The organism is Bradyrhizobium sp. CCGB01 (genome assembly GCF_024199795.1).
Taxonomy (GTDB): Bacteria; Pseudomonadota; Alphaproteobacteria; order Rhizobiales; family Xanthobacteraceae; genus Bradyrhizobium.
This window is the reverse complement of the sequence record NZ_JANADK010000001.1, coordinates 5041703-5062626: the sequence shown is the minus strand read 5'-3', so window position 1 is coordinate 5062626 and position 20924 is coordinate 5041703. Positions and strand designations below refer to the sequence as shown.

18 protein-coding genes are annotated in these 20924 nt (G+C 64.8%); 9 read left to right on the top strand and 9 right to left on the bottom strand.

Annotated elements, in window-relative coordinates; all coding sequences use genetic code 11:
* Positions 1 to 125: 125 nt before the first annotated feature.
* Entirely contained in the window at positions 126 to 839 is a 714-nt protein-coding gene (gene queC, locus NLM25_RS23340) for a 7-cyano-7-deazaguanine synthase QueC (RefSeq protein WP_254138550.1), read from the bottom strand.
* 137 nt (positions 840 to 976) lie between these two features.
* Here queC and mazG point away from each other — a divergent pair, with 137 nt between their 5' ends.
* The 4 genes from mazG (at position 977) to NLM25_RS23320 (ending at position 4979) form a co-directional block, all read left to right on the top strand.
* Complete coding sequence (gene mazG / locus NLM25_RS23335; RefSeq protein ID WP_254138549.1) at positions 977 to 1795, top strand: nucleoside triphosphate pyrophosphohydrolase; 819 nt, start codon at positions 977 to 979, stop codon at positions 1793 to 1795.
* Positions 1796 to 1810: 15 nt separating this feature from the next.
* Positions 1811 to 2269 carry a GNAT family N-acetyltransferase gene (locus tag NLM25_RS23330; protein WP_254138548.1) on the top strand — a complete coding sequence of 153 codons (459 nt, stop codon included), beginning with the start codon at positions 1811 to 1813 and terminating at the stop codon, positions 2267 to 2269.
* A gap of 227 nt (positions 2270 to 2496) precedes the next feature.
* The gene (locus tag NLM25_RS23325; protein WP_254138547.1) at positions 2497 to 3510 is read left to right on the top strand and encodes a DUF2278 family protein; all 1014 of its coding nucleotides are present in this window, start codon (positions 2497 to 2499) and stop codon (positions 3508 to 3510) included.
* A gap of 392 nt (positions 3511 to 3902) precedes the next feature.
* Entirely contained in the window at positions 3903 to 4979 is a 1077-nt protein-coding gene (locus NLM25_RS23320; protein ID WP_254138546.1) for a hypothetical protein, read from the top strand.
* A gap of 228 nt (positions 4980 to 5207) precedes the next feature.
* On the opposite strand, the gene hflX is transcribed toward NLM25_RS23320, so the two are convergent.
* The 4 genes from hflX to NLM25_RS23300 form a co-directional block, all read right to left on the bottom strand.
* Positions 5208 to 6590 carry a GTPase HflX gene (hflX, locus tag NLM25_RS23315; protein WP_254138545.1) on the bottom strand — a complete coding sequence of 461 codons (1383 nt, stop codon included), beginning with the start codon at positions 6588 to 6590 and terminating at the stop codon, positions 5208 to 5210.
* An 11-nt stretch (positions 6591 to 6601) separates the two neighbouring features.
* Positions 6602 to 6850 (bottom strand): RNA chaperone Hfq, encoded by a 249-nt coding sequence (gene hfq / locus NLM25_RS23310; protein WP_007591126.1) that lies wholly within the window; start codon positions 6848 to 6850, stop codon positions 6602 to 6604.
* Between the two features lie 346 nt (positions 6851 to 7196).
* Entirely contained in the window at positions 7197 to 8567 is a 1371-nt protein-coding gene (locus NLM25_RS23305) for a sigma-54 dependent transcriptional regulator (protein ID WP_254119386.1), read from the bottom strand.
* A 17-nt stretch (positions 8568 to 8584) separates the two neighbouring features.
* A complete protein-coding gene (locus NLM25_RS23300) occupies positions 8585 to 10975 on the bottom strand; it encodes a PAS domain-containing sensor histidine kinase (RefSeq protein ID WP_254138544.1) in 2391 nt (796 codons plus the stop codon).
* Between the two features lie 183 nt (positions 10976 to 11158).
* On the opposite strand from NLM25_RS23300, the gene NLM25_RS23295 reads away from it, so the two are divergent.
* Entirely contained in the window at positions 11159 to 11305 is a 147-nt protein-coding gene (locus NLM25_RS23295) for a hypothetical protein (RefSeq protein ID WP_254138543.1), read from the top strand.
* A gap of 167 nt (positions 11306 to 11472) precedes the next feature.
* On the opposite strand, the gene ntrC is transcribed toward NLM25_RS23295, so the two are convergent.
* Genes ntrC through dusB form a run of 3 tightly spaced genes read right to left on the bottom strand, consistent with a single transcriptional unit; the run spans position 11473 to position 15092 of the window.
* Positions 11473 to 12915 carry a nitrogen regulation protein NR(I) gene (ntrC, locus tag NLM25_RS23290; RefSeq protein WP_254138542.1) on the bottom strand — a complete coding sequence of 481 codons (1443 nt, stop codon included), beginning with the start codon at positions 12913 to 12915 and terminating at the stop codon, positions 11473 to 11475.
* Between the two features lie 9 nt (positions 12916 to 12924).
* Positions 12925 to 14094: a nitrogen regulation protein NR(II) gene (locus NLM25_RS23285; RefSeq protein ID WP_254119379.1), complete on the bottom strand. Its 1170-nt coding sequence runs from the start codon at positions 14092 to 14094 to the stop codon at positions 12925 to 12927.
* Positions 14091 to 15092, bottom strand: coding sequence for a tRNA dihydrouridine synthase DusB (dusB, locus tag NLM25_RS23280; RefSeq protein WP_254141244.1), 1002 nt, complete (start codon positions 15090 to 15092; stop codon positions 14091 to 14093). The genes NLM25_RS23285 and dusB overlap by 4 nt, the downstream gene beginning before the upstream one ends.
* Positions 15093 to 15374: 282 nt before the next feature.
* Between dusB and NLM25_RS23275 the strand changes: the two genes are divergently transcribed.
* Both NLM25_RS23275 and NLM25_RS23270 read left to right on the top strand, forming a co-directional pair.
* On the top strand, positions 15375 to 16556 hold the full coding sequence (locus NLM25_RS23275; protein WP_254138541.1) for a bifunctional 2-C-methyl-D-erythritol 4-phosphate cytidylyltransferase/2-C-methyl-D-erythritol 2,4-cyclodiphosphate synthase: 1182 nt from the start codon (positions 15375 to 15377) through the stop codon (positions 16554 to 16556).
* Between the two features lie 4 nt (positions 16557 to 16560).
* On the top strand, positions 16561 to 17172 hold the full coding sequence (locus NLM25_RS23270) for a CinA family protein (protein WP_254119375.1): 612 nt from the start codon (positions 16561 to 16563) through the stop codon (positions 17170 to 17172).
* Between the two features lie 42 nt (positions 17173 to 17214).
* Here NLM25_RS23270 and NLM25_RS23265 read toward each other — a convergent pair whose 3' ends face one another.
* Positions 17215 to 17988: a mechanosensitive ion channel family protein gene (locus NLM25_RS23265; RefSeq protein ID WP_254138540.1), complete on the bottom strand. Its 774-nt coding sequence runs from the start codon at positions 17986 to 17988 to the stop codon at positions 17215 to 17217.
* A gap of 966 nt (positions 17989 to 18954) precedes the next feature.
* Between NLM25_RS23265 and NLM25_RS23260 the strand changes: the two genes are divergently transcribed.
* Together NLM25_RS23260 and NLM25_RS23255 are read left to right on the top strand one after the other, a co-directional pair.
* Positions 18955 to 19662, top strand: coding sequence for a c-type cytochrome (locus NLM25_RS23260; protein ID WP_254138539.1), 708 nt, complete (start codon positions 18955 to 18957; stop codon positions 19660 to 19662).
* Positions 19663 to 19673: 11 nt separating this feature from the next.
* Positions 19674 to 20909, top strand: coding sequence for a cytochrome c (locus NLM25_RS23255; RefSeq protein WP_254141243.1), 1236 nt, complete (start codon positions 19674 to 19676; stop codon positions 20907 to 20909).
* The last annotated feature ends 15 nt before the right edge of the window (positions 20910 to 20924 follow it).

Sequence of the window (20924 nt, the reverse complement as noted above, 5' to 3'; positions counted from 1 at the left end):
CGAACACTGTCATTCCCCGCGAAGGCGGGGAATCCAGTACGCCGCGGCTTTCTCGGCTCAAGCGCGGTCTCTGGAATACTGGATCACCCGCTTTCGCGGGTGATGACACCGAACATGCGGCGCCCTCAGCGTCCTGCCGCAAACTCCCGCCATCCCTTCGCCCGCAGGCTGCACGCCGGACACTCGCCGCAGCCATAACCCCAATCGTGCTGCGCGCCGCGTTCGCCGAGATAGCAGGTGTGCGAGTGCTCGCGGATGAGGTCGACCAGCCCATCGCCGCCGAGGTCGTGCGCGAGCTTCCACGTCGCCGCCTTGTCGATCCACATCAGCGGCGTGTGCAGCTCGAAGGACCGCGCCATGCCGAGCGAGAGCGCGGCCTGCATGGCGCGGATGGTGTCGTCGCGGCAATCGGGGTAGCCGGAATAGTCGGTCTCGCACATGCCGCCGACGATGTGGGTGATGCCGCGCCGGTAGGCCAGCGCCGCGGCAAACGTCAGGAACACCAGATTGCGGCCGGGCACGAACGTGTTCGGCAGGCCGTCGGCGCCCATCGCAATCGCGACATCGCGGGTCAGCGCTGTCTCGGACACCGCCGCCAGCGTCGGGATCGACAGCGTGTGGCTCTCGCCGAGTTTTGCGGCCCAGTCGGGGCGAAGGCCCTTGATGCCGTCGAACAGGCGGTCGCGGCAGTCAAGCTCGACGGCATGGCGCTGGCCGTAGTCGAACCCCAGCATCTCCACACGCGCGAAGCGATCCAGCGCCCATGCGAGGCAGGTGGTGGAATCCTGGCCGCCGGAAAACAGCACCAGGGCGGTTTGTGATGAAAATGCGTCACTCATGGCCCGCGCTTTAGCATTGCGGGCGCGGTTCGCCAATCTTCCGCCAACCGGTGGAAATCACCCCGTTCCTCCGCGCCCCGCTGGGAACGGCGGCCCGCTTTTGGCATAAGGCTTTGGACCCAGGAGACTGCCCTGCAATGACCCCTTCCCGCGACATTTCCCGCCTGATCGAGATCATGGCGGCGCTGCGCACGCCCGTGACCGGCTGCCCCTGGGACCTCGAGCAGGATTTTTCGACGATCGCGCCCTACACGATCGAGGAAGCCTATGAGGTGGTCGAGGCTATCAGCCGCGGCGACCTCGACGATCTCAGAGAGGAGCTTGGCGACCTCCTGCTCCAGGTCGTGTTCCACGCCCAGATGGCGTCCGAGCAGAACGCCTTCGCGTTCGGAGACGTCGTCGAGGCCATCACGCGAAAAATGATCCGCCGCCATCCCCATGTCTTCGCCGACAAGGACGGCAATCTCGCCTCGCACCACGTCAAGGAAGTCTGGGACCGCATCAAGACCGAGGAGAAGGCCGAGCGCGCGGCGCGCCGGCCGCCGGAGGCCGCGCCGTCGCACAAATCGTTGCTGTCGGGCGTCAAGGCCGGCCAGCCGGCGCTGACGCGTGCCATGGAGCTGCAGCGCAAGGCCTCCACGGTCGGCTTCGACTGGAACGACCCGCGTGCGGTCCTGCAAAAGATCCGCGAGGAAGCCGACGAGATCGAGGCCGCGCTCGATCGCAACGACAAGCAGGAGATCGCGGAGGAGACCGGCGACCTGATGTTCGCCCTCGTCAACCTCGCCCGCCATGTCGACGCCGATCCGGAAGCCGCGTTGCGGGCGACCAACGCGAAATTCGAGCGGCGATTTGCCTATATCGAACGGGCGCTGGAGGCGCAGGGCCGCACGCTGGAGCAGGCGTCGCTGGCGGAGATGGATGCGCTGTGGAACGCGGCGAAGACGGCCACCTGATACGAGGACACAAGAGTGGACATCAGGCAGGACGATCCGACGGCGCCCTATGTCGCCGATTTGCTGGCCTATCATCTGGAAGAGCTGCGCAACGTCATGGGTGAACACGCGCAGGCGCTCGACGCGAGCGGTCTTTCGGACCCGGCCGTGACGTTTTGGACTATCTGGCAGGGCAATGCGCTGGTGGGATTTGGCGCCCTCAAGCAACTGGATGACGCGCATGCGGAGGTGAAGTCGATGCGTGTCGCGCCTGCTGCGCGCGGGACCGGCGTTGGCCGCGCCATCCTGCACCACATCATTGCCGAAGCCTGCAAACGTGGCTATGCGCGTCTCAGCCTGGAGACCGGCACAGCGCCGCTGCACGTTCCGGCCGTCGCGCTCTACCGCAGCGCGGGCTTCGTCTCCTGCGCGCCGTTTGCCGACTATCAGGCGAGCCCGCACAACCAGTTCATGCACCTTGATCTATCCAGGTGATGTTCGACCCAAGACCAATGCGACCACCACCAATGCGGCCACCGGCCGGGCGGATTGATTTCACTCTACGTATGTGATCCGGATTTAGGTCAGCACCTTTTCCGGAAATGCAGCGAGGCGGTCTTGCCAAAGCGTGAGGTGCACCTCAGCCATGAAATCGTCATGACCGGCAGTCTAAAGTTGAGCAACGGAGCCCGCGCAGCCGAAACCCAACGCAGGTAAGTGCGATGCCACTGAAACACTATTCGGTCCTCAAGGGACGCCCGATCGCGATGCGTTTCGGCACCGGCCAGTCGCCGCACTATCAAGTCCATGTCGTAGCCGACAACGCGGATTTCCGCATCGCCGTCAATGTGCAGTCAGCCGACGGAAGCGAAGTCGCGTTCCTGGTGCGATCGCACTTTGTCCATCCGATCACCGATCATCTCGCGGCGCTGCCGGTGGGCTTGCACCCACAGCCGCCGAAGCCGGCCAGCATCGCGCTGGATTTCATTCGCGGCAATCTGATGCAGCCGCAGGAGATGATCCCGCTGCCGCTGTCAGTGCCCGGACCGGACAATGACCTCAACGAGAAGCTCGACCAGTTCGTCCAGCGCGCACTCTCAAACGAAAGCGCGATGGTCTACGCATTCGGTGAGACATGGGGGCCGGAGACGAAAGCGGACAATTATTTCGGCTTCCGGCCGGGGCGCGGCATTCACGACATCCACATGAATCAGGGAAATCCAAGGGGAAAATTCTCGGGCGACAACGGGCCGTGGCAGGACGGCGGGCTCGTGTTCGAATTCCCGGATCAGAAGCTATGGACGGCGGTCTTCCTCAAATTCCAGACGCAGGCCTGGCACACCGACGACAAGACCGGTGACCCCATCGGCGGAGGCACGCCGACAGATCCGACGACTCCTCCGACGGGAGAAATGCCTGATGGTCTCGTGCGCATCATTGCGGCACTCGTCAACGCCGTGAAGACGCCCGAACGGGAAGTCGTCACGCTGCTCAATACGGCCGATCGCGACATCGATCTCACCGGCTGGATGCTGGCCGACAAGCAGAAGAACAAAATGGTCCTGTCAGGGAAGATCGCGACGGGCGGCACGCTCGCTGTCGTCGTGCAGAAGCCGATGGAATTATCGAACCAAGGCGGCATCATTTCGCTGCTGGACGAGCGCGGGATCAAGATCCACGGCGTCGCCTATACCAAGGCGCAAGCGAAAAATCCGGGCCTGACCATTCCATTCTAGGCCGTGTACCCATAAACCCGGCGGCGTGATGCGAAGGCAATGCCTGCTTTGCTCCTATAACGGCCGGAGTTGTGTGGCAGCGCAAGATGTCGCAATGGGCCATAAACTGCCATTGAAGATGAAGGCACGATTTTTTACTCGATCCTGACCTGCTTTCTTCCCGATGTCCCAAAGTCTATCTTGGCTGAAAAGACACGAGAGGCAGCGAAATGCTACCGGCACCAATCACTTATTGCTTCTACCGTTGTCGCGGGCTCTGCCCTCACACTTGGGTCGTCGCGACTTTCGCAATCATGATGGCCTCCGCTCCTCTGCAGGCTTCAACAGCACCAAAAACGTCGGCGTGCGGATACCTCGCTGGTCTAATTGATAAGGCACCGCCATCAGGGCCGTTGTTCCTGCCCAGCTATCCGACCGTCGAATCGGGGCCTCTGCATGGCGCCGCCTACCTCTATGACAATGCGGTAGCCGCCATCGCATTGGTCGGTTGCGGTGAGCAAGATAAAGCGTATCGGATTGGCTCGGCGATTCTCTGGGCCATCGACAACGACCGCACCTGGCATGATGGACGGCTCAGGAACGCCTACGCCGCGGGTGTGGTGGCGAATGGCCCCGTCAAACTTCCAGGGTGGTGGGACAAGACTCAGAACAAATGGTTAGAGGATCGATATCAGGTGGGCAGCGATGTTGGTAACATGGCATGGGCCATGTTGGCGTTGCTGTCGATTGATGATGTGAACACCGGCTCTCGGTTCCGCGATGGTGCAGCACGGCTTGGCGCCTGGGTCGCGCAATGGGCCGATAAGCGCGGTACTGGCGGTTTCACGGGTGGTACGTTTGGGCACGAACCGTCGCCGGAAGTGCGGACGTGGAAATCGACTGAACATAATACTGACCTCGCCGCCGCGTTTGGCCTTCTTGCGATCCGTACAGGCGATTCGCGCTGGCGCGATAAGGCAACGGTTGCTGAGTACTTCGTAAATACGATGTGGGATCCGGCATGCGCCTGTTTCGCCGCAGGTACCGCTGAAGACGGCGTCACGCACAATCCGATTTTGGCTCTGGATGCTCAGATCTGGCCTTTAACAGCGCTTCACGGAGCGGCCGGGAAATTTGCATCAGCAATGACGACCGCCGAACAGCGAATGAGTGTCGGCGGGGGCTTTTCTTACGGTGAAGACCGGGACGGTGTGTGGACCGAAGGGACGGGCCAAATGGCTCTCTTGATGAAATTGCTCGGCAGGACTGAGAGGGCAGAGTCGTTGATCGCTGTAATCGAATCCAAGAGGTCGCCCGATGGTGGGTTCTATGCCACGACTGTCCGCGAGTTACCGACCGGGTTCGTGTTGGACACCGACCCGACCAAGCCGCGACTCTATTTCCGATTGTCACATCTTGGCGCAGCTTCTTGGGCTTCCCTCGCGGAACGTGGGTTCAATCCCTTTACGATGACAAGAGGACTTCCGTAGTTGAGCGCGCAGCGCTTTGCCTTCGTTCAACTTGCGTCGATTAGGCTGTGGCTGCGCGTTGATGGGTCCGCGTCCTAGTGTCCTGCGTCACTCCGCGTCGGAGGCACGCAAGGAAGCCCGCCGCCAACTCGCTGTCGCCGGCTTGCACGGAAAGTGCGTAGCCCGGATGGAGCGCAGCGCAATGACATCCCGGATTACGCTTCGCTTCATCCGGGCTACGAGGGCGTCTTACGCCGACAGACGCGGCACCGCGTCGAACCGGTTCACCACGATATCGCGTTTGGTCTCGTCCACCCGCACCGTCATGTCGAAGCGGCCGTCGTGCAGCTCCTTGGCCAGCACCTCGGAATTGCGGTGCAGCCAGCTGATGCCGGCGCCGTCGGCGGCGTCGATGGAGAGATCGAGCGTGGTGCGTTTTGCCGCCAACCGCTCCTCGATCGCGGCCAGCAGCGTATCGATGCCCTCGCCCGATACGGCCGAGACCAGCATCGCCGGATGATCTTCCGGCCTGCGCGCGGCGATGTTCAAGAGCTCTTCGCGCTGTTCGGCATCGTAGCGGTCGATCTTGTTCCAGACCTCGATGATGCGGCCGCTGTCGTCAGGATTGATACCGAGCTGGCGCAGCACGGCGTCGACGTCGCTCTGCTGGGCCTCGGCATCCTCGTGCGAGATGTCGCGCACATGCAGGATGACGTCCGCTTCCAGCACCTCTTCCAGCGTGGCGCGGAAGGCAGCGACGAGCTGCGTCGGCAGGTTGGAGATGAAGCCGACGGTGTCGGACAGCATCGCCTTGCCGCCATGCGGCAGGGTGAGCGCGCGCAGGGTCGGATCGAGCGTCGCGAACAGCATGTCGGCAGCTTGGACGTCGGCGCGGGTCAGGCGGTTGAACAGTGTCGACTTGCCGGCGTTGGTGTAGCCGACCAGAGCGACGACGCGATACGGCACGCGCTGGCGTCCCGCGCGATGCAGGCGCCGCGTCGCCTGCACCTTCTTCAGTTCGCCCTCGAGCTTGGAGATACGCTCCTGGATCAGGCGGCGGTCGGCCTCGATCTGCGTCTCGCCGGGACCGCCCATGAATCCGAAACCGCCGCGCTGGCGCTCCAGATGGGTCCACGACCGCACCAGGCGCGAGCGCTGGTAGTTGAGATGCGCAAGCTCGACCTGAAGCGAGCCTTCCCTGGTCTTGGCGCGGCGGCCGAAGATTTCCAGGATGAGCCCGGTGCGGTCGAGCACCTTGGCGTGCAACTCCTTCTCGAGATTGCGCTGCTGGATCGGCGCCAGCGCGCAATCCATCACCACGAGCTCGACGTCGAGGGTCTTGATCAGCCCCGCGATCTCCTCGACCTTGCCTTTGCCAATATAGGTCGCGGGCCTGATCTGGCTGATGGGCGCGATGATGGCCTCGGCTATGACGAGATCGATCGCACGCGCGAGGCCTGCGGCTTCGTCGAGCCGGGCCTCGGCGTCTCGCTGGACATGGCTTTCCGATTGCGCGTCGGCGCTTCCCGCACGCACCCGCAAGTAGGGGCCGATGACAAGCACCCGCCCGGTCTGCTTAGCCCCGGCCGCCCGCGGACGGTCGGCCTCCCCGTCGAAATTCCGGGGTTCCAATCAGATCACTCTCAAGCCGGCTGATCCTCGCCGCCTTCGAACAGCTGGATCGGAGCGCCCGGCATGATGGTCGAGATCGCATGCTTGTACACGAGCTGCGAGTGACCGTCGCGCCGAAGTAGCAGACAGAAATTGTCGAACCAGGTCACGATGCCCTGGAGCTTCACTCCGTTGACCAGAAAGATCGTCAGTGGCGTTTTGGTTTTGCGAACGTGATTAAGGAAGGTGTCCTGTAGGTTTTGTGCGCGGTCTGCCGCCATTGTTTTTTTCTCGCTTTGAGTTTCTTTTTATTGCGCCGGTTGTGCCCCGCTTTTGAGAATATGGGGTCTCACCCGGTTGCCGTTCCTCATGAGATCCCCCTCGGAGGAACAGCGGGTCGATTAGAGGGCAGGACGGGTTATTAGGCAAGCCGCTTCACGCGGCAGGCCAAGCCCAATTGCCCCGAAAAACTACGGAAATCGATGATTTTCCTCGCTTATCCCTGACGTCCCGGCCGCAACGTCGCGGCGCTCAAGTCATTTCCGTTCCCATTGAAGCGGCGCCCGAGATTCTTGTGCTAATGGGCCTTCTGTATGCGAGCCGGTATGCCATTCACGCGAAAACGCTCTAGCCGACGCCGAGCGCTTTCAACTTCCGATGCAGCGCCGAGCGTTCCATGCCAACAAACTCAGCCGTGCGAGAAATATTTCCTGAAAAACGGCTGATCTGTGCAATCAAATAGTCGCGCTCGAACACTTCGCGCGCTTCGCGCAGCGGCAGGCCCATGATGTGCTCGCCGTTGTTGCTGGTCGGCATGGCCGGCACCATGGAGCCGACGTCCTGCGGCAGCATGTCGGCGGTGATGATCACCTCCGGTCCACCCGCGGCCAGAATCATGACTCTCTCAACGTTGTTGCGGAGCTGGCGTACATTGCCTGGCCAGACATGCGATTGCAGCACCGCCATCGCGTCCTGCCCGATCTGCCGCTTGGGCAGGCCGCTGCCGGCCGAGATCTGCTCCATGAAATAGTCGATCAATTCCGGAATGTCCTCGCGCCGCTCCGACAGCGCGGGCACGCGGATCGGCACCACCGAGAGCCGGTGATAGAGGTCCTCGCGGAAATGACCGGCCGCGATCTCCTCTTCGAGATTGCGCGCGGTCGAGGAGATGATGCGGACGTCGACCTGCACCTTGGAGGTGCCGCCGACGCGCTGGAACGACTGCTCGACCAGCACGCGCAAAATCTTGTTCTGGGTCTCGCGCGGCATGTCCGCGATCTCGTCGATGAACAGCGTGCCGCCATGGGCTTCCTCGAGCGCGCCGGGCTTGCGCGGCTGCTCGCCGTTGGACTGCTCGACGCCGAACAGCTCGTGCTCCATGCGCTCGGGCGTGATCGCGGCTGCGTTGATGACGACGAAGGGACCGTCGGCGCGACCCGAGGCCGTATGCAGGGTGCGCGCGGTCAGCTCCTTGCCGGCGCCGGCAGGGCCGACGATCAGGATGCGGCTGTTGGCCTTGGCCGCGCGCTCGATGGTCTGGCGCAGCTGGTTCATGCTCGGCGAGCGGCCGACGAGCGAGCTTGCGCTCGGCGCGAGCTGCTTCAGCTCCTTGACCTCGCGCTTGAGCCGCGAATTCTCCAGCGCCCTGGTCGCGACCAGGATCAGCCGGTCGGCCTTGAACGGCTTCTCGATGAAGTCGTAGGCGCCGCGCTTGATCGCGGCGACCGCGGTCTCGATGTTGCCGTGGCCGGAGATCATCACGACCGGCAGGTCGGCATTGTCCTTCTTGACCTGCTCCAGTAGCTGCAAGCCGTCGAGCTTGGAGCCCTGCAGCCAGATGTCGAGAAACACCAGATGCGGCCTGCGGTTGGCGATCTCGGCGAGCGCGGAGTCGCTATCGCGCGCGGTCCGCGTGACAAAACCCTCGTCTTCGAGAATGCCCGCGACGAGATCCCGAATATCGGCCTCATCATCGACAATCAGAATTTCACTTGCCATGGGTCGCGCCTGTCTTGTCAGCTGCCTGTTGAGGCTTCGATTTTCGGTGAATCATTGGTCTTTTCAGCCGGCTCATTGGTTTCGGCGGCCGGCTGTTTTGTTTCAGGGGTCTTGTCTGTTTCAGGGGGCCTGGCGGTTTCCGTGACCGCGTTTGCGGCCGTCGGTGCCTGCCCGGTCTCCTCGCTCTTCGGGGGAGCCCCGGAGATCGCAAAGCGCATCCGCATCCACGCGCCGCGCTGGCCCTCCCGGAAGTCGGAGGCATCCTTCAGCTCGATACGACCGCCATGGTCTTCAAGCACGCGGCCGACGATCGCGAGGCCGAGGCCGGTGCCCTTGGCGCGTGTCGTCACATAAGGCTCGAGGAGCCGCGAACGCGCGACCTTGGGCAGGCCGATGCCGTTGTCGATGACGTCGATCAGCACGTCCTCGCCCTCGCGCGAGACCACGACGTCGATGCGGCCCTTGCCGAGCTCCTCCGGCGGGACCTGCTCGATCGCCTCGGTCGCGTTCTTGACGATGTTCGTGACCGCCTGCGAGATCAGCCGCCGGTCGAACTGGGCCCGCAGCGGATCGTCCCTGAACTCGGCCTCGATATCGATCTCGGGATGGGCGACCTTCATCAGGAACACCGCCTGCCGCACGGTGTCGGCGACGTCCTCGCCCTCCATCACCGGCTTCGGCATCCGCGCGAAGCGCGAGAACTCGTCGACCATGCGGCGGATATCGTCGACCTGGCGCACAATGGTGTCGGTGCACTGCTCGAAGATCTGCTTGTCCTTGGTCTCGGTGATGTCCTTGCCGAACTTGCGGCGGATGCGTTCGGCCGAGAGCTGGATCGGCGTCAGCGGGTTCTTGATCTCGTGGGCGATGCGGCGCGCGACGTCGCCCCAGGCCGAGGTGCGCTGCGCCGAGACCAGCTCGGTGATGTCGTCGAGCGTGATGATGTAGCTGTCGTGCGGCTGGTTCTTCTCGGCGCTGACGCGGACCGACAGGTTGCGCTCGGTGCCGTCGCGCGTGATCGTGATCTGGCCCTGCACCAGGCGCTGGGTCCCTTCCCGCGCCGTCTTCATCATCTCGTCGAGCTCGGGCAGCACGTCGGACAGCGGATGGCCGAGCGTCTCCGCTTCGGAGTGCCCGATCAGCTTCTCGGCGGAGCGGTTGAGGATGCCGACGCTGCCTGACGTGTCGACGCCGATGATGCCGGCGCTCGCCGAGGACAGCACGGCCTCGATGAAGCGGCGACGGCTGTCGATGAGATCGCTGGCGTTGACGAGCTCGTCGCGCTGGCTGCGCAATTCCTGCGTCATCTTGTTGAAGGTCTCGCCCAGCTGGGCGAGATCGCCTTCGGACTGGTGCACGGGCACCTGCACGTGGAGGTCGCCGGTCGAGACCGTGTGGGCCGCGTTCATCAGCCGCCGGATCGGCGAGACCAGCGAGTTGGCGAAGTTGAGGCCGATCAGGACCGAGGCCATCAGGATGGTCAGCGCGATCACCGCGAACATCAAGGCGAAGGCGACCTGGATGCCGAGCCGGCGCGACTCGATCTGGGCGTATTCGGCGACGCTGACCTCGGTCTGCTTGAGCTGTTGAACCACATTCGGATCCAGCGGCCGCGCGACATAGAGGAAGGTGTCGCTGAAGGCGCGCAGGCGGATCACCGCGGCAACGAAGCTCGCATCGGGCAGCACCGCGATCTCGGGCTCGGATTCGTTGACGTTGCTGAGGAAGTCCGGCGCCGGCGGCGAATAGGCCAGCCGCATGCCGGTGTCGGCGGATTCCAGGATGTTGGTGTTCTTGTCGATGATCATCGCGCCCGGCAGATTGCGCGAGCCGGCGCTGGCGGTCAGCAGCTCGCGGAACGAGCGGCGGTCCTGGTCGTAGAGCGGCCGGGCGTGGGCAATGTCATTGGCCATGCCGAGAATGTCGCCGCGGATCAGCTGCGCGTGGTCCTGCATGTAGGCACGCGCGATCGTCAGCGAATTCTGGATCACCTCCTTGGTCGGGCCGGAGAACAGCCGGTCGAGGCCGCGCTCGATGGTGACGTTGGCAACCACGGCGACCAGCACCGCCGGCAGCACCGCCACGATCGAGAACAGGCTGACGATCTGGACATGGAGGCGGGCCGCCGCCCGGCCCCGCCGACGCGCCAGGATCAGCTGCCAGAGCTCGCGGACGATGATGCCGACCAGCAGCAGGATCGTGGCCGCATTGATCAGGTAGAACGAGCGCACCACCTCCGGCGTCGGCTCGATCTTCGTCAGGCCAGTCAGGACCAGAAAGGTCAGGAGCGCCGACAGCAACGCCATTGCGACGGCAAGCGGCGCCAGCCAGCGCCGTACCGACCAACGCCGGGGCTCTTCCGCTGGGGCCGTGTCAAAGTGTGCGGCCGAGGTATCTGCGCTGGTCATTCCGGCAATGGTGCTGAAAACGGGGTCCGCGGCGGGCGGATACTGATGTATTCGTACCACATTGTTGCCGAATTGCGACAATTCCGCGGCGCCCCCGCCGCGGCGGACCGGCGCATCCACAGGCCGCTGTTTTGGCAGCCCTCGCTTGCGGGAACGGATTCCGCCCCATGCGGCTTGACCGGCATGGACAGGTTCTTTCTCGCGATAATGGTGTCGGCCGTGCTGCTGCTGATCGTGGCCGCCGATCTCCTCGTCAACGGCATCGGGGTGCAAGAGCCGCCGGCGAGCGTCGCCAGCGCCGTGCCCGTCTCTGGCCGGCTGGTCAGATGAGCGCGACGCAGCGCGCCGCGGTTAAATGACAATTCATACGTTCCAACGGAACGTTTCGGCCCGATTCGGACTTTTCCTCACCGCGTCAGCCACAACGGCCAACGCGATCCGGACAGGCTCAGCTCCGCTTTGGTAGGGGGAGCTGAGCCACCGTCCGTTCGGGAAGACTAGCCCCCGCTCCGATAGACCTGGATATCGAGATCCCGGATCTTCTTCCGCAGCGTGTTGCGGTTGAGGCCGAGCAGGTCGGCGGCGCGGATCTGGTTGCCGCGGGTGGCGGCAAGCGCAGCCGTGAGCAGCGGCACCTCGATCTCCTTGAGGATGCGGTGATAAAGGCCCGGCGGCGGCACGCCGTTCGGGAAACCCTGGAAGTGCGAGGACAGATAAGCCTCCACGGCACCACCGAGATTGTCGACGCCCTGCGGGACTGTGGCGCCGGGGCTGACCGTGGGCGGCGCGAGCTCGCCGTCGATGACCGAGCCCGTGATCACGTCCTGCGGATAGAGCGCGGCGAGGCGCCGCGCGAGGTTCTCGAGCTCGCGCACGTTGCCGGGCCAGCGGTGCTGCTTCATCCGCTCCAGCGCCAGCGCGTCCAGCTTCTTCGGCGGCAGGCCGTCCTTCTCGGCCAGCGTGAAGAAGTGCCGCACGAGGTCCGGCAGGTCCTCGATGCGCTCGCGCAAGGGCGGCAGCCGCAGCGGCACGACGTTGAGGCGGAAGAACAGGTCTTCGCGGAACAGGCCCTGCTGGATCAGGACGCGCAGGTCCTTGTTGGAGGCCGCGACGATCCGCACGTCGGTCTTGATCGGGGTGCGGCCGCCAACGGTGGTGTATTCGCCCTGCTGGAGCACGCGCAGCAGGCGGGTCTGCGCCTCCATCGGCATGTCGCCGATCTCGTCGAGGAACAGCGTGCCGCCCTCGGCCTGCTCGAACCGGCCGGAGGCGCGGGTGTTGGCGCCGGTGAAGGCACCGCGCTCATGGCCGAACAGCTCGGACTCGATGAGGTCACGCGGGATCGCCGCCATGTTGACCGCGACGAACGGGCCGTTGCGGCGCTTGCCGTAATCGTGCAGCGCGCGCGCCACCAGTTCCTTGCCGGTGCCGGACTCGCCCGTGATCATCACGGTGAGGTCGGTCTGCATCAGGCGCGCCAGCACGCGGTAGATTTCCTGCATCGCCGGCGAGCGGCCGACCAGCGGGATCGCCTCCATCTCGGCGTCCTCGTCCGGCGTCGAGACCCGCTCCTTCGGCTCGGCCAGCGCACGGCCGACGATGGCGATAAGTTCCTTCAGATCGAAGGGTTTTGGCAGATATTCATACGCGCCCCGTTCAGACGCGCGGATCGCGGTCATGAAGGTGTTTTGGGCACTCATGACGATGACGGGCAAATTGGGCCGCATCTTCTTGATCCGCGGCAGCAGGTCGAAGGCGTTCTCGTCGGGCATCACCACGTCGGTGATGACAAGATCGCCCTCCCCCTGGCTGACCCAGCGCCACAGCGTTGCGGCATTGCCGGTAAGCCTGACCTCGTAGCCGGCGCGGGATAGTGCCTGATTGAGAACCGTGCGGATGGCGGTGTCGTCATCAGCAACGAGAATGCTACCTGCGGGCATCGTTAATCCTCATTTCGCCCCCTGTGACGCAGACGACGACTTCCCGGCAGAGCCGTCGCGGCTGCTTTGATCGGCATGTTTGACCGATGTGGAATACATCGGCATCAGCACGCGGAAGGTGGTCTTGCGCGGCTGAGACTCGCATTCGATGATGCCCCCGTGATCCCCGATGATCTTTGCGACCAGCGCGAGGCCCAGACCCGAGCCGGTCTGCTTGGTGGTCACGAAGGGATCGAACAGGTTGGGCAGAAGATCGTCCGGCACGCCTGGTCCGTTGTCCTTCACGCAGAATTCGAGCGGCAGGGATACACGGGATTTTTGACCGGGGACTGACAGGCGCACGCCGGGACGGAACGCGGTGGTGAGCTGGATCTCGGCGTCGGGAACGTCGATCAGCGCTTCGGCGGCGTTCTTCACGAGGTTGAGGAACACCTGGACGAGCTGATCCTGGTTCGCGAGTACCGGGGGGAGCGAGGGATCGTAATCCTCGATGAAGCGGATGTTGCGGGCAAAGCCCGACTGCGCCAGCCGCTTCACGTGATCGAGCACGGAATGGATGTTGACCGGGCCGCGCACCACGGGGCGTTCGTCGCCGAACACCTCCATGCGGTCGACCAGCGTCACGATGCGATCGGCCTCGTCGCAGATCAGCCGCGTCAGCATGCGGTCCTCGGACGAGGCCTGTTGCTCGAGCAGCTGCGCCGCGCCGCGGATGCCGGACAGCGGATTCTTGATCTCATGGGCCAGCATCGCGGCCAGCGCGATCACCGAGCGCGCGGCGCTGCGATGGGTGAGCTGGCGGTCCATCTTGTCGGCGATGGAGCGCTCCTGCAGCATCACGACGATATGGCCGGGCCGCTCCGTCAGCGGGGCGACATGCAGATCGACCTGACGGTCGCCGCCCATGCGCGGCGTGCCGAGATCGACCTTGTATTCGTTGACCGGCGAGTTCGACGAACGCACCTGGTCGATCAGCGCCAGCAAGGGGCTGCCGAACGGCACCAGCTCTTTCAGCGACTGTCGCTTCAGGAACTGGGTCGAGATATCGAAGAAGGCTTCGGTTGCGATGTTGGCGGCGACGATCTTGCCGTCCGGTCCGATCATGAGCACGGGATTGGGCAGCGCATCCAGGATCGCATCGCTGTCGGCCGGCCGGCGGTGTTCAGCGGCTGAGCTCATGCAGCAGCGCTCCATGCGAAGTCGTCGAATGCGTCTTGCAGCGACTGGTGGACCAGGCCCGGATCCTCGGAGGTGAGGATCTTCTGGCGCCACCCCTTCAGCTTCTCGAATGGCGCGCCGCTCGCATCGGCCGCGACGTCGAGCGCCCAGCCCAGATGTTTGCGCGCATGCCTGAGGCCGATACGCAGGCCGTACAGCGCGCAGACGCCCTCATAGAGCGTGCGGACATAGTGCAGCTGCGTCGCGAGCGATGGCGTGGCTTCAGCCGCTCCGCCCTTGAGGCGCCGGCCGATCTCGCCGGGCAGCCAGGGCTGGCCCTGCGCGCCGCGGCCGATCATCACGGCGTCGGCGCCGGAGGCCTCCAGCGCGGCGAGCGCCTTCTCGTAAGTGGTGATGTCGCCGTTGACGACGAGGGGAATGGAGATCGCTTCGCGCACGGCGCGGATCGCATCCCAGTCGGCCTCGCCCTTGTAGAACTGGCAGCGGGTGCGGCCATGGACCGTGACGAGCTTGATGCCGGCAGCTTCCGCGCGGCGCGCCAGCTCCGGCGCGTTGCGGCTACGGTCGTCCCAGCCGAGCCGCATCTTCAGCGTCACCGGAACCTTCACCGCCGCGATGGTCGCGTCGATCAGGCTGACGGCATGGTCGAGGTCGCGCATCAGGGCCGAGCCGGACTGGCCGCCGGTGACGTGGCGAGCCGGACAGCCCATGTTGATGTCGATGATGTCGGCGCCCTCCGCCTCGGCGATCCGGGCGCCCTCCGCCATCCAGTGTGTCTCGCAGCCGGCGAGCTGGACCACGTGCGGACCGATCCCGGTCGCTTCGCAGCGCAACCGCGACATCCTGTGGCCATTCGCGAGCTCATCGCTGGCGGTCATTTCGGACACGACCAGACCGGCGCCGAGCTCGGCGGCAAGCCGGCGGACGGGCGAGTCGGTTACCCCCGACATCGGCGCCAGGAAGACCGGGGCGGCGACTTCGATATCGCCTATTTTCAACGGCTTAGAGCCTGATACTGCCGAGCCGGTCACAGGGGTCTCGTTGCGTAGGCAGGGCCTCATCGCGCCTGCCATGACCTATCTTGCGCACAATTCTTGTGCAGTCAAGCGTCATGCCTACAGTTTAGACAGTTCTGCAAATCTTTCAAGTGCAGTGCAGCAAAATGCTGTTTCCCACAATCCGGGGAAACCCCCTTTTTTTGCGGGCCTGCCGTGCTAGAGGCATGCGGCAATCACCCCTCTCCCCGACTCTCTTCATCACCAACTGAGTATTTGAGTCCTATGGCGAAATCACAGCGCACGGCAGTCGTCCTTGTCGCGGCCGGACGCGGCCTGCGGGCAGGCGCCGGTGGTCCCAAGCAATATCGCGAGATCGGCGGCGTGCCCGTGATCTATCGCGCAATGGAAGCCTTCAGCCGCCACCCAGACGTGTTTGCCGTACAGCCCGTGGTGAACCCCGACGACAGCGCCATGTTCACGGAAGCGGTCGCAGGCCTGAAGCACGAGGCGCCGACCAACGGCGGCGCGACCCGGCAGGCCTCGGTGCTCGCCGGATTGGAAGCTCTCGCCAGGCACCAGCCGGACATCGTGCTGATCCACGACGCCGCGCGCCCCTTCGTCTCGGAAGGCGTGATCTCCCGCGCGATCGACGCGGCGAGCCGCACCGGTGCGGCGCTCCCCGTCGTCCCCGTCACCGACACGATCAAGGTCACCGGCGAGGGCGGCAATGTCGAGGACACGCCGGACCGGGCCTCCTTGCGAATCGCGCAGACGCCGCAATCCTTTCGTTTCGACGTCATCCTCGAGGCGCATCGTCGCGCGGCAAAGGACGGGCGCAGCGATTTCACCGACGATGCCGCGATTGCCGAATGGGCGGGATTGACGGTTGCAACCTTTGAAGGCGATGTTGCCAATATGAAGCTCACCACTCCCGAAGACTTCGTGCGCGAGGAAGCGCGCCTCGCCAGCCTGCTCGGCGACATCAGGACCGGCACGGGCTATGACGTGCACGCCTTCGGCGAAGGCGACCACCTCATGATCTGCGGCGTGCGCGTGCCGCACACGAAGGGTTTCCTCGCGCATTCCGACGGCGATGTCGGCCTGCATGCGCTGGTCGACGCGATCCTCGGCGCGCTCGCCGATGGCGACATCGGTTCGCACTTCCCGCCGAGCGACGCGAAATGGAAGGGCGCCTCCTCCGACCAGTTCCTGAAATACGCCATCGAGCGCGTCACCCAGCGCGGCGGCCGTATCGCCAATCTCGAGGTGACGATGATCTGCGAGCGGCCGAAGATCGGCCCGCTGCGCGACACCATGCGCGCCCGCATCGCCGAGATCTCCGGGGTCGACATCTCCCGCATCGCAGTGAAGGCGACGACCAGCGAGCGGCTCGGCTTCACCGGCCGCGAGGAAGGCATCGCGGCCACCGCGAGCGCCACCATCCGCCTGCCCTGGAGCGTGTAGGATCATGGGCGGCAGCGACGCACGCGCCCTCTCCCGCTCGCTGCTCGATCTGTGCCGGGGGCGCAAGCTGACGATCGCGACCGCGGAGTCCTGCACCGGCGGGCTCGTGGCCGGCGCGCTGACCGACATCCCCGGCTCCTCTGATGTCATCGACCGCGGCTTCGTCACCTATTCCAACGACGCCAAGCGCGCGATGCTGGGGGTCGAGGCTGGAACGCTGACCAATTTCGGTGCCGTCAGCAAGGAGACCGCGACCGCGATGGCAGTCGGTGCGCTGGAGCGCGCCGGCGTCGATCTCGCGGTTGCCATCACCGGCATCGCCGGCCCCGGCGGCGCCACGCCCGGCAAGCCCGTCGGCCTCGTGCACTTCGCCGCTGCCGCGCGCGACGGCCGCATCATCCACCGTGAGCATCGCTTCGGCGCGATCGGCCGCACCGCCGTGCGCCAGCGCTCGGTGGTCGAGGCGCTGCGCATGCTGATGGATCTTGCTCGCGGCCCGCAGGCCCAGACCAAGCCGCGCCGCGCCACCGCAGCAACACGCCTGCGTCCCCGCGTGACCCGCTCGCCGCGCCGGCACGCGGTGAAGCGCAGATCGCCGCGCTCGCCGCGAGGGTGAAGTCCCTCCGGGCTGCGAAGCTGCGCTTGCCGATGGGACGTCTCACGCCGCCAGCAGCGCGCTGGCGTGATCGAGCACGCGCTGCTTGACCGCGTCGGCGTCGGACGGCTTCACCTTCGCGCTCACGGTCAATTCCACGACGGGGGCTGCGGGATCGGCTGCAATCACCTTCGACACATTGACCGACGGCGCGGCGCGATCGTCGACGCGAGGATCTTCGCGCAGCTCCCGCAGGATCTGGGCAGCCAGCGCATTGACCGATCCGGCCCTGACCGGAAACGTCACCTTGACCTCGCCGGTGCCGGGATAGGCGCTATGATTGATGATGGCCGCGCCCCACACCTGTCCGTTCGGCAACAGGATCTGGGTGTTGTCGGGCGCGACCAGCTCGGTCATGAACAACGACAACGACTTGACCTTCCCCGCCTTGCCGCCGACCTCGACGTCGTCGCCGATGTGGAAGGGGCGGAACAGCAGCAGCATGACGCCGGCGGCGAGATTGGACAGCGTGCCCTGCAATGCCAGACCAATGGCGAGTGACGTCGCGCCCAGCACGGCGACGAGGCTTGCGGTCTGGATGCCGAACAGCTGAAGCACGGCGATGCCGACCACCGCCAGCACGCCATAGCGTGTGACGCTGGACACGAACAAGGTCACGAGCGGATCGATCCGGTGCCCGACGTTCAACACGCGCGTGACGAAACGCTGCATTGCGCCGGACAGATACCAGCCGATCGCCAGCAGCAGGATCGCGTAGATCGCGTTCAGCCCATACAGGACCAGCGACGCTTTCAGCGTGTCGAAATTGACGGTCATGAGGCCTCCCACGCGGACAATCCGTTGCAAACTCGCGGCGGCGCGAAATGATCCCGGCGCAGAACGATCGGGAACCTGCATGCATTCGACGCGAACGGTGCCGCAGGGTGGATGAGCGAAGCGTAATCCATCTCTTCTGCTTCCGCGGCTGCAGACAGGGTGGATCACGCCTTCGGCTAATCCACCCTACGAACTCTTGTGTTACCCGATGGGCAAAACACCCATCTGCCGGGTCAATCACCGCCGGCAAAAATATTCCACTTTACCGAATTTCCGATTTGTCGCATTGTCGCGCCACCTCATCCCGGTCAGAGGGGCGCATCGCGATCGTCACGAAGCGCGGGATGAGTGGTGGTGGACGCAGGCAGCACCGGCGCGAAGGCTATCGCAGGGCGGGAAACCGTGAGCGAACACCGCGCGCACACGACCGGTGCAGCTTTCGCGTACGGCAAAACCGTGTCGTCCTGACGCCCGGGGTCTGTGCGTCAAGCCTTTGCGGTGATGCGGCGGCCCGACCGGGTGCGCACATCGATCATCCGCAAGGCGACGGGGGCAATAGTGCATCGCTCCCCGGGGAGAGCTCGGCATAAGCCGTAAAACCACTGCGCAGGGAAGGCCGGTTGTTGTGGCTTCACCTGTATGCCGCTGTGCAACTTCTTCCAGCGCATCTTAACGCACAGTGGACCGCGGGTGCCAGCCGGCACCCGGTCTTCCCTGCGCCCTCTGACACCTGAGGGCGGTGCCATGAAGCAAAGCTCGGGCGAGATTCGTCGCGAGACTGCACGCCCATGTTTGCTTTTCAAAAAGCACGCAAAATTTGTCGAAATTGACCATTATGCGCAGTGCGAGAGCGCGACCAAACGTCGTCATTCCCTTCTCATCTTGCGTGCGACTATACTGGCGCAATAATGCGGCTCTACGTTGTGACCGGGAATCAACCCGGTCCGCTTTCTGGAGGGCGACGGCGTGTTCGCTCGCGACGCTGCACTGGCAATCGCCATTGCTACCTTGGCCGCCATTGATGGTGCGGCCGCCCAAACGGCCAACCAGCCGCCGGATACGATGGCGGCGCGGGTGGAGGCGTGCACGCCCTGTCACGGCAACAAGGGCGAAGGCACCAGCGACGTCTATTTCCCGCGCCTTGCCGGCAAGCCGGCCGGCTATCTCTACAACCAGCTCCTCGCCTTCCGCAGCGGCCGGCGCAAATACCCGCCGATGAATTATCTGCTGGAGTTCCTGCCTGATCCGTATCTGGAGGCGATGGCCGAATATTTCGCCAGCGAGCATCCGCCGCTGCCGCCGCCCGCGCCGAGCGAGGTCAGCAAGGAGGTCCTGGCGCAGGGCGAGCTGCTCGCGACCAGCGGTGATGCCGGCCGCAACATACCGGCGTGCGTGAGCTGTCATGGCCCGGGACTCACGGGCATGCAGCCCGGCATCCCCGGCCTGCTGGGCTTGCGCGCCGCTTACGTCAGCGCGCAGCTTGGCGGCTGGCGCTACGGCACGCGCACCGCCAAATCGCCCGACTGCATGCAGCTGGTTGCAGGCCATCTGACGGAAGCCGATGTGACCGCCGTTGCGGCCTGGCTCGCGACGCGGCCCGCGCCCGCCAACCCGGCCCCCGTGCCGAAAGGCACCTATGCGCTGCCTTTCGGCTGCGGCAGCCAGCCCAACTGACGAGGCGGATGATGGGCTCGAAACTGTCGATCACGCTTCTCGCTCTCGCCGCGCTCACCACGGCAGCGCAGGCGCAGGACAAGAGCGACATCATCGCGCGCGGCGAATATCTTGCGCGTGCCGGCGATTGCACCGCTTGCCACACCGCGCCGGAAGGCCGCCTGTTCGCCGGCGGCCGCGCCATGCCGACCCCGTTCGGTACGCTCTACACCTCCAACATCACGCCGGACCCCGATACCGGGATCGGGAAATGGAGCGCCGACGACTTCTACAAGACCATGCATAGCGGCCGCTTTCCCGACGGCGGGCTGATCTATCCGGCGATGCCGTTTGCGTCCTACACCAAGGTCACGCGCGCCGACAGCGACGCGATCTTCGCCTATCTGCGCTCGATCGCACCGGTGAGCCAGAAGAACAAGCCGCACGAGCTGCGCTTCCCCTATGACAACCGTCAGCTCATCCTGGGTTGGCGCACGCTGTACTTCCGCGAGGGCGAATTCAAGCCGGATCCGGGCAAGTCGGCGGAATGGAATCGCGGCGCTTATCTGGTCGAGGGCCTCGGCCATTGCAGCATGTGCCATTCGCCGATCAACGCGCTCGGCGGCACCTCGCAATCGGACGCCTTCAAGGGCGGCCTGATCCCGATGCAGAACTGGTACGCGCCCTCGCTCACCTCCAATCGCGAGGCTGGCCTCGGCGACTGGAGCATCAAGGACATCACCGACCTGCTCCAGACCGGCGTCTCAATGCGCGGCGTCGTTTACGGTCCAATGGCCGAGGTCGTGCACAACAGCCTGCAATATCTCAACGACGAGGACACCCGGGCGATGGCGGTGTACCTCAAGGGCATAGCGGAGCCCTCGCCTTCGCCGCCGCCGAGCTCTGCGCTGCCGACGACCGAGAGCAGCCTGCTGATCAGCCTCGGCAAGACCGTCTACGACAAGAACTGCGCGAGCTGTCACGGCCTCCAGGGTGAAGGCAAGCCGCCGCACTGGCCGCCGCTCGCCAACAACCAGTCGATCGAGATGCAGTCGGCGGTCAATCCGATCCGCATGGTGCTCAACGGCGGCTATCCGCCGGGCACCAAGGGTAACCCGATGCCCTACGGCATGCCGCCCTTCGCCGGCCTCCTCTCCGACAACGAGGTCGCCGCCGTCGTCTCCTACATCCGCACCGCCTGGGGCAATCGCGGCACGCCGGTCTCGGCCCGCGAGGCCAACGAGCTGCGCTCCGCTCCGCTGAACTGAGATCCGCCAAAGGTC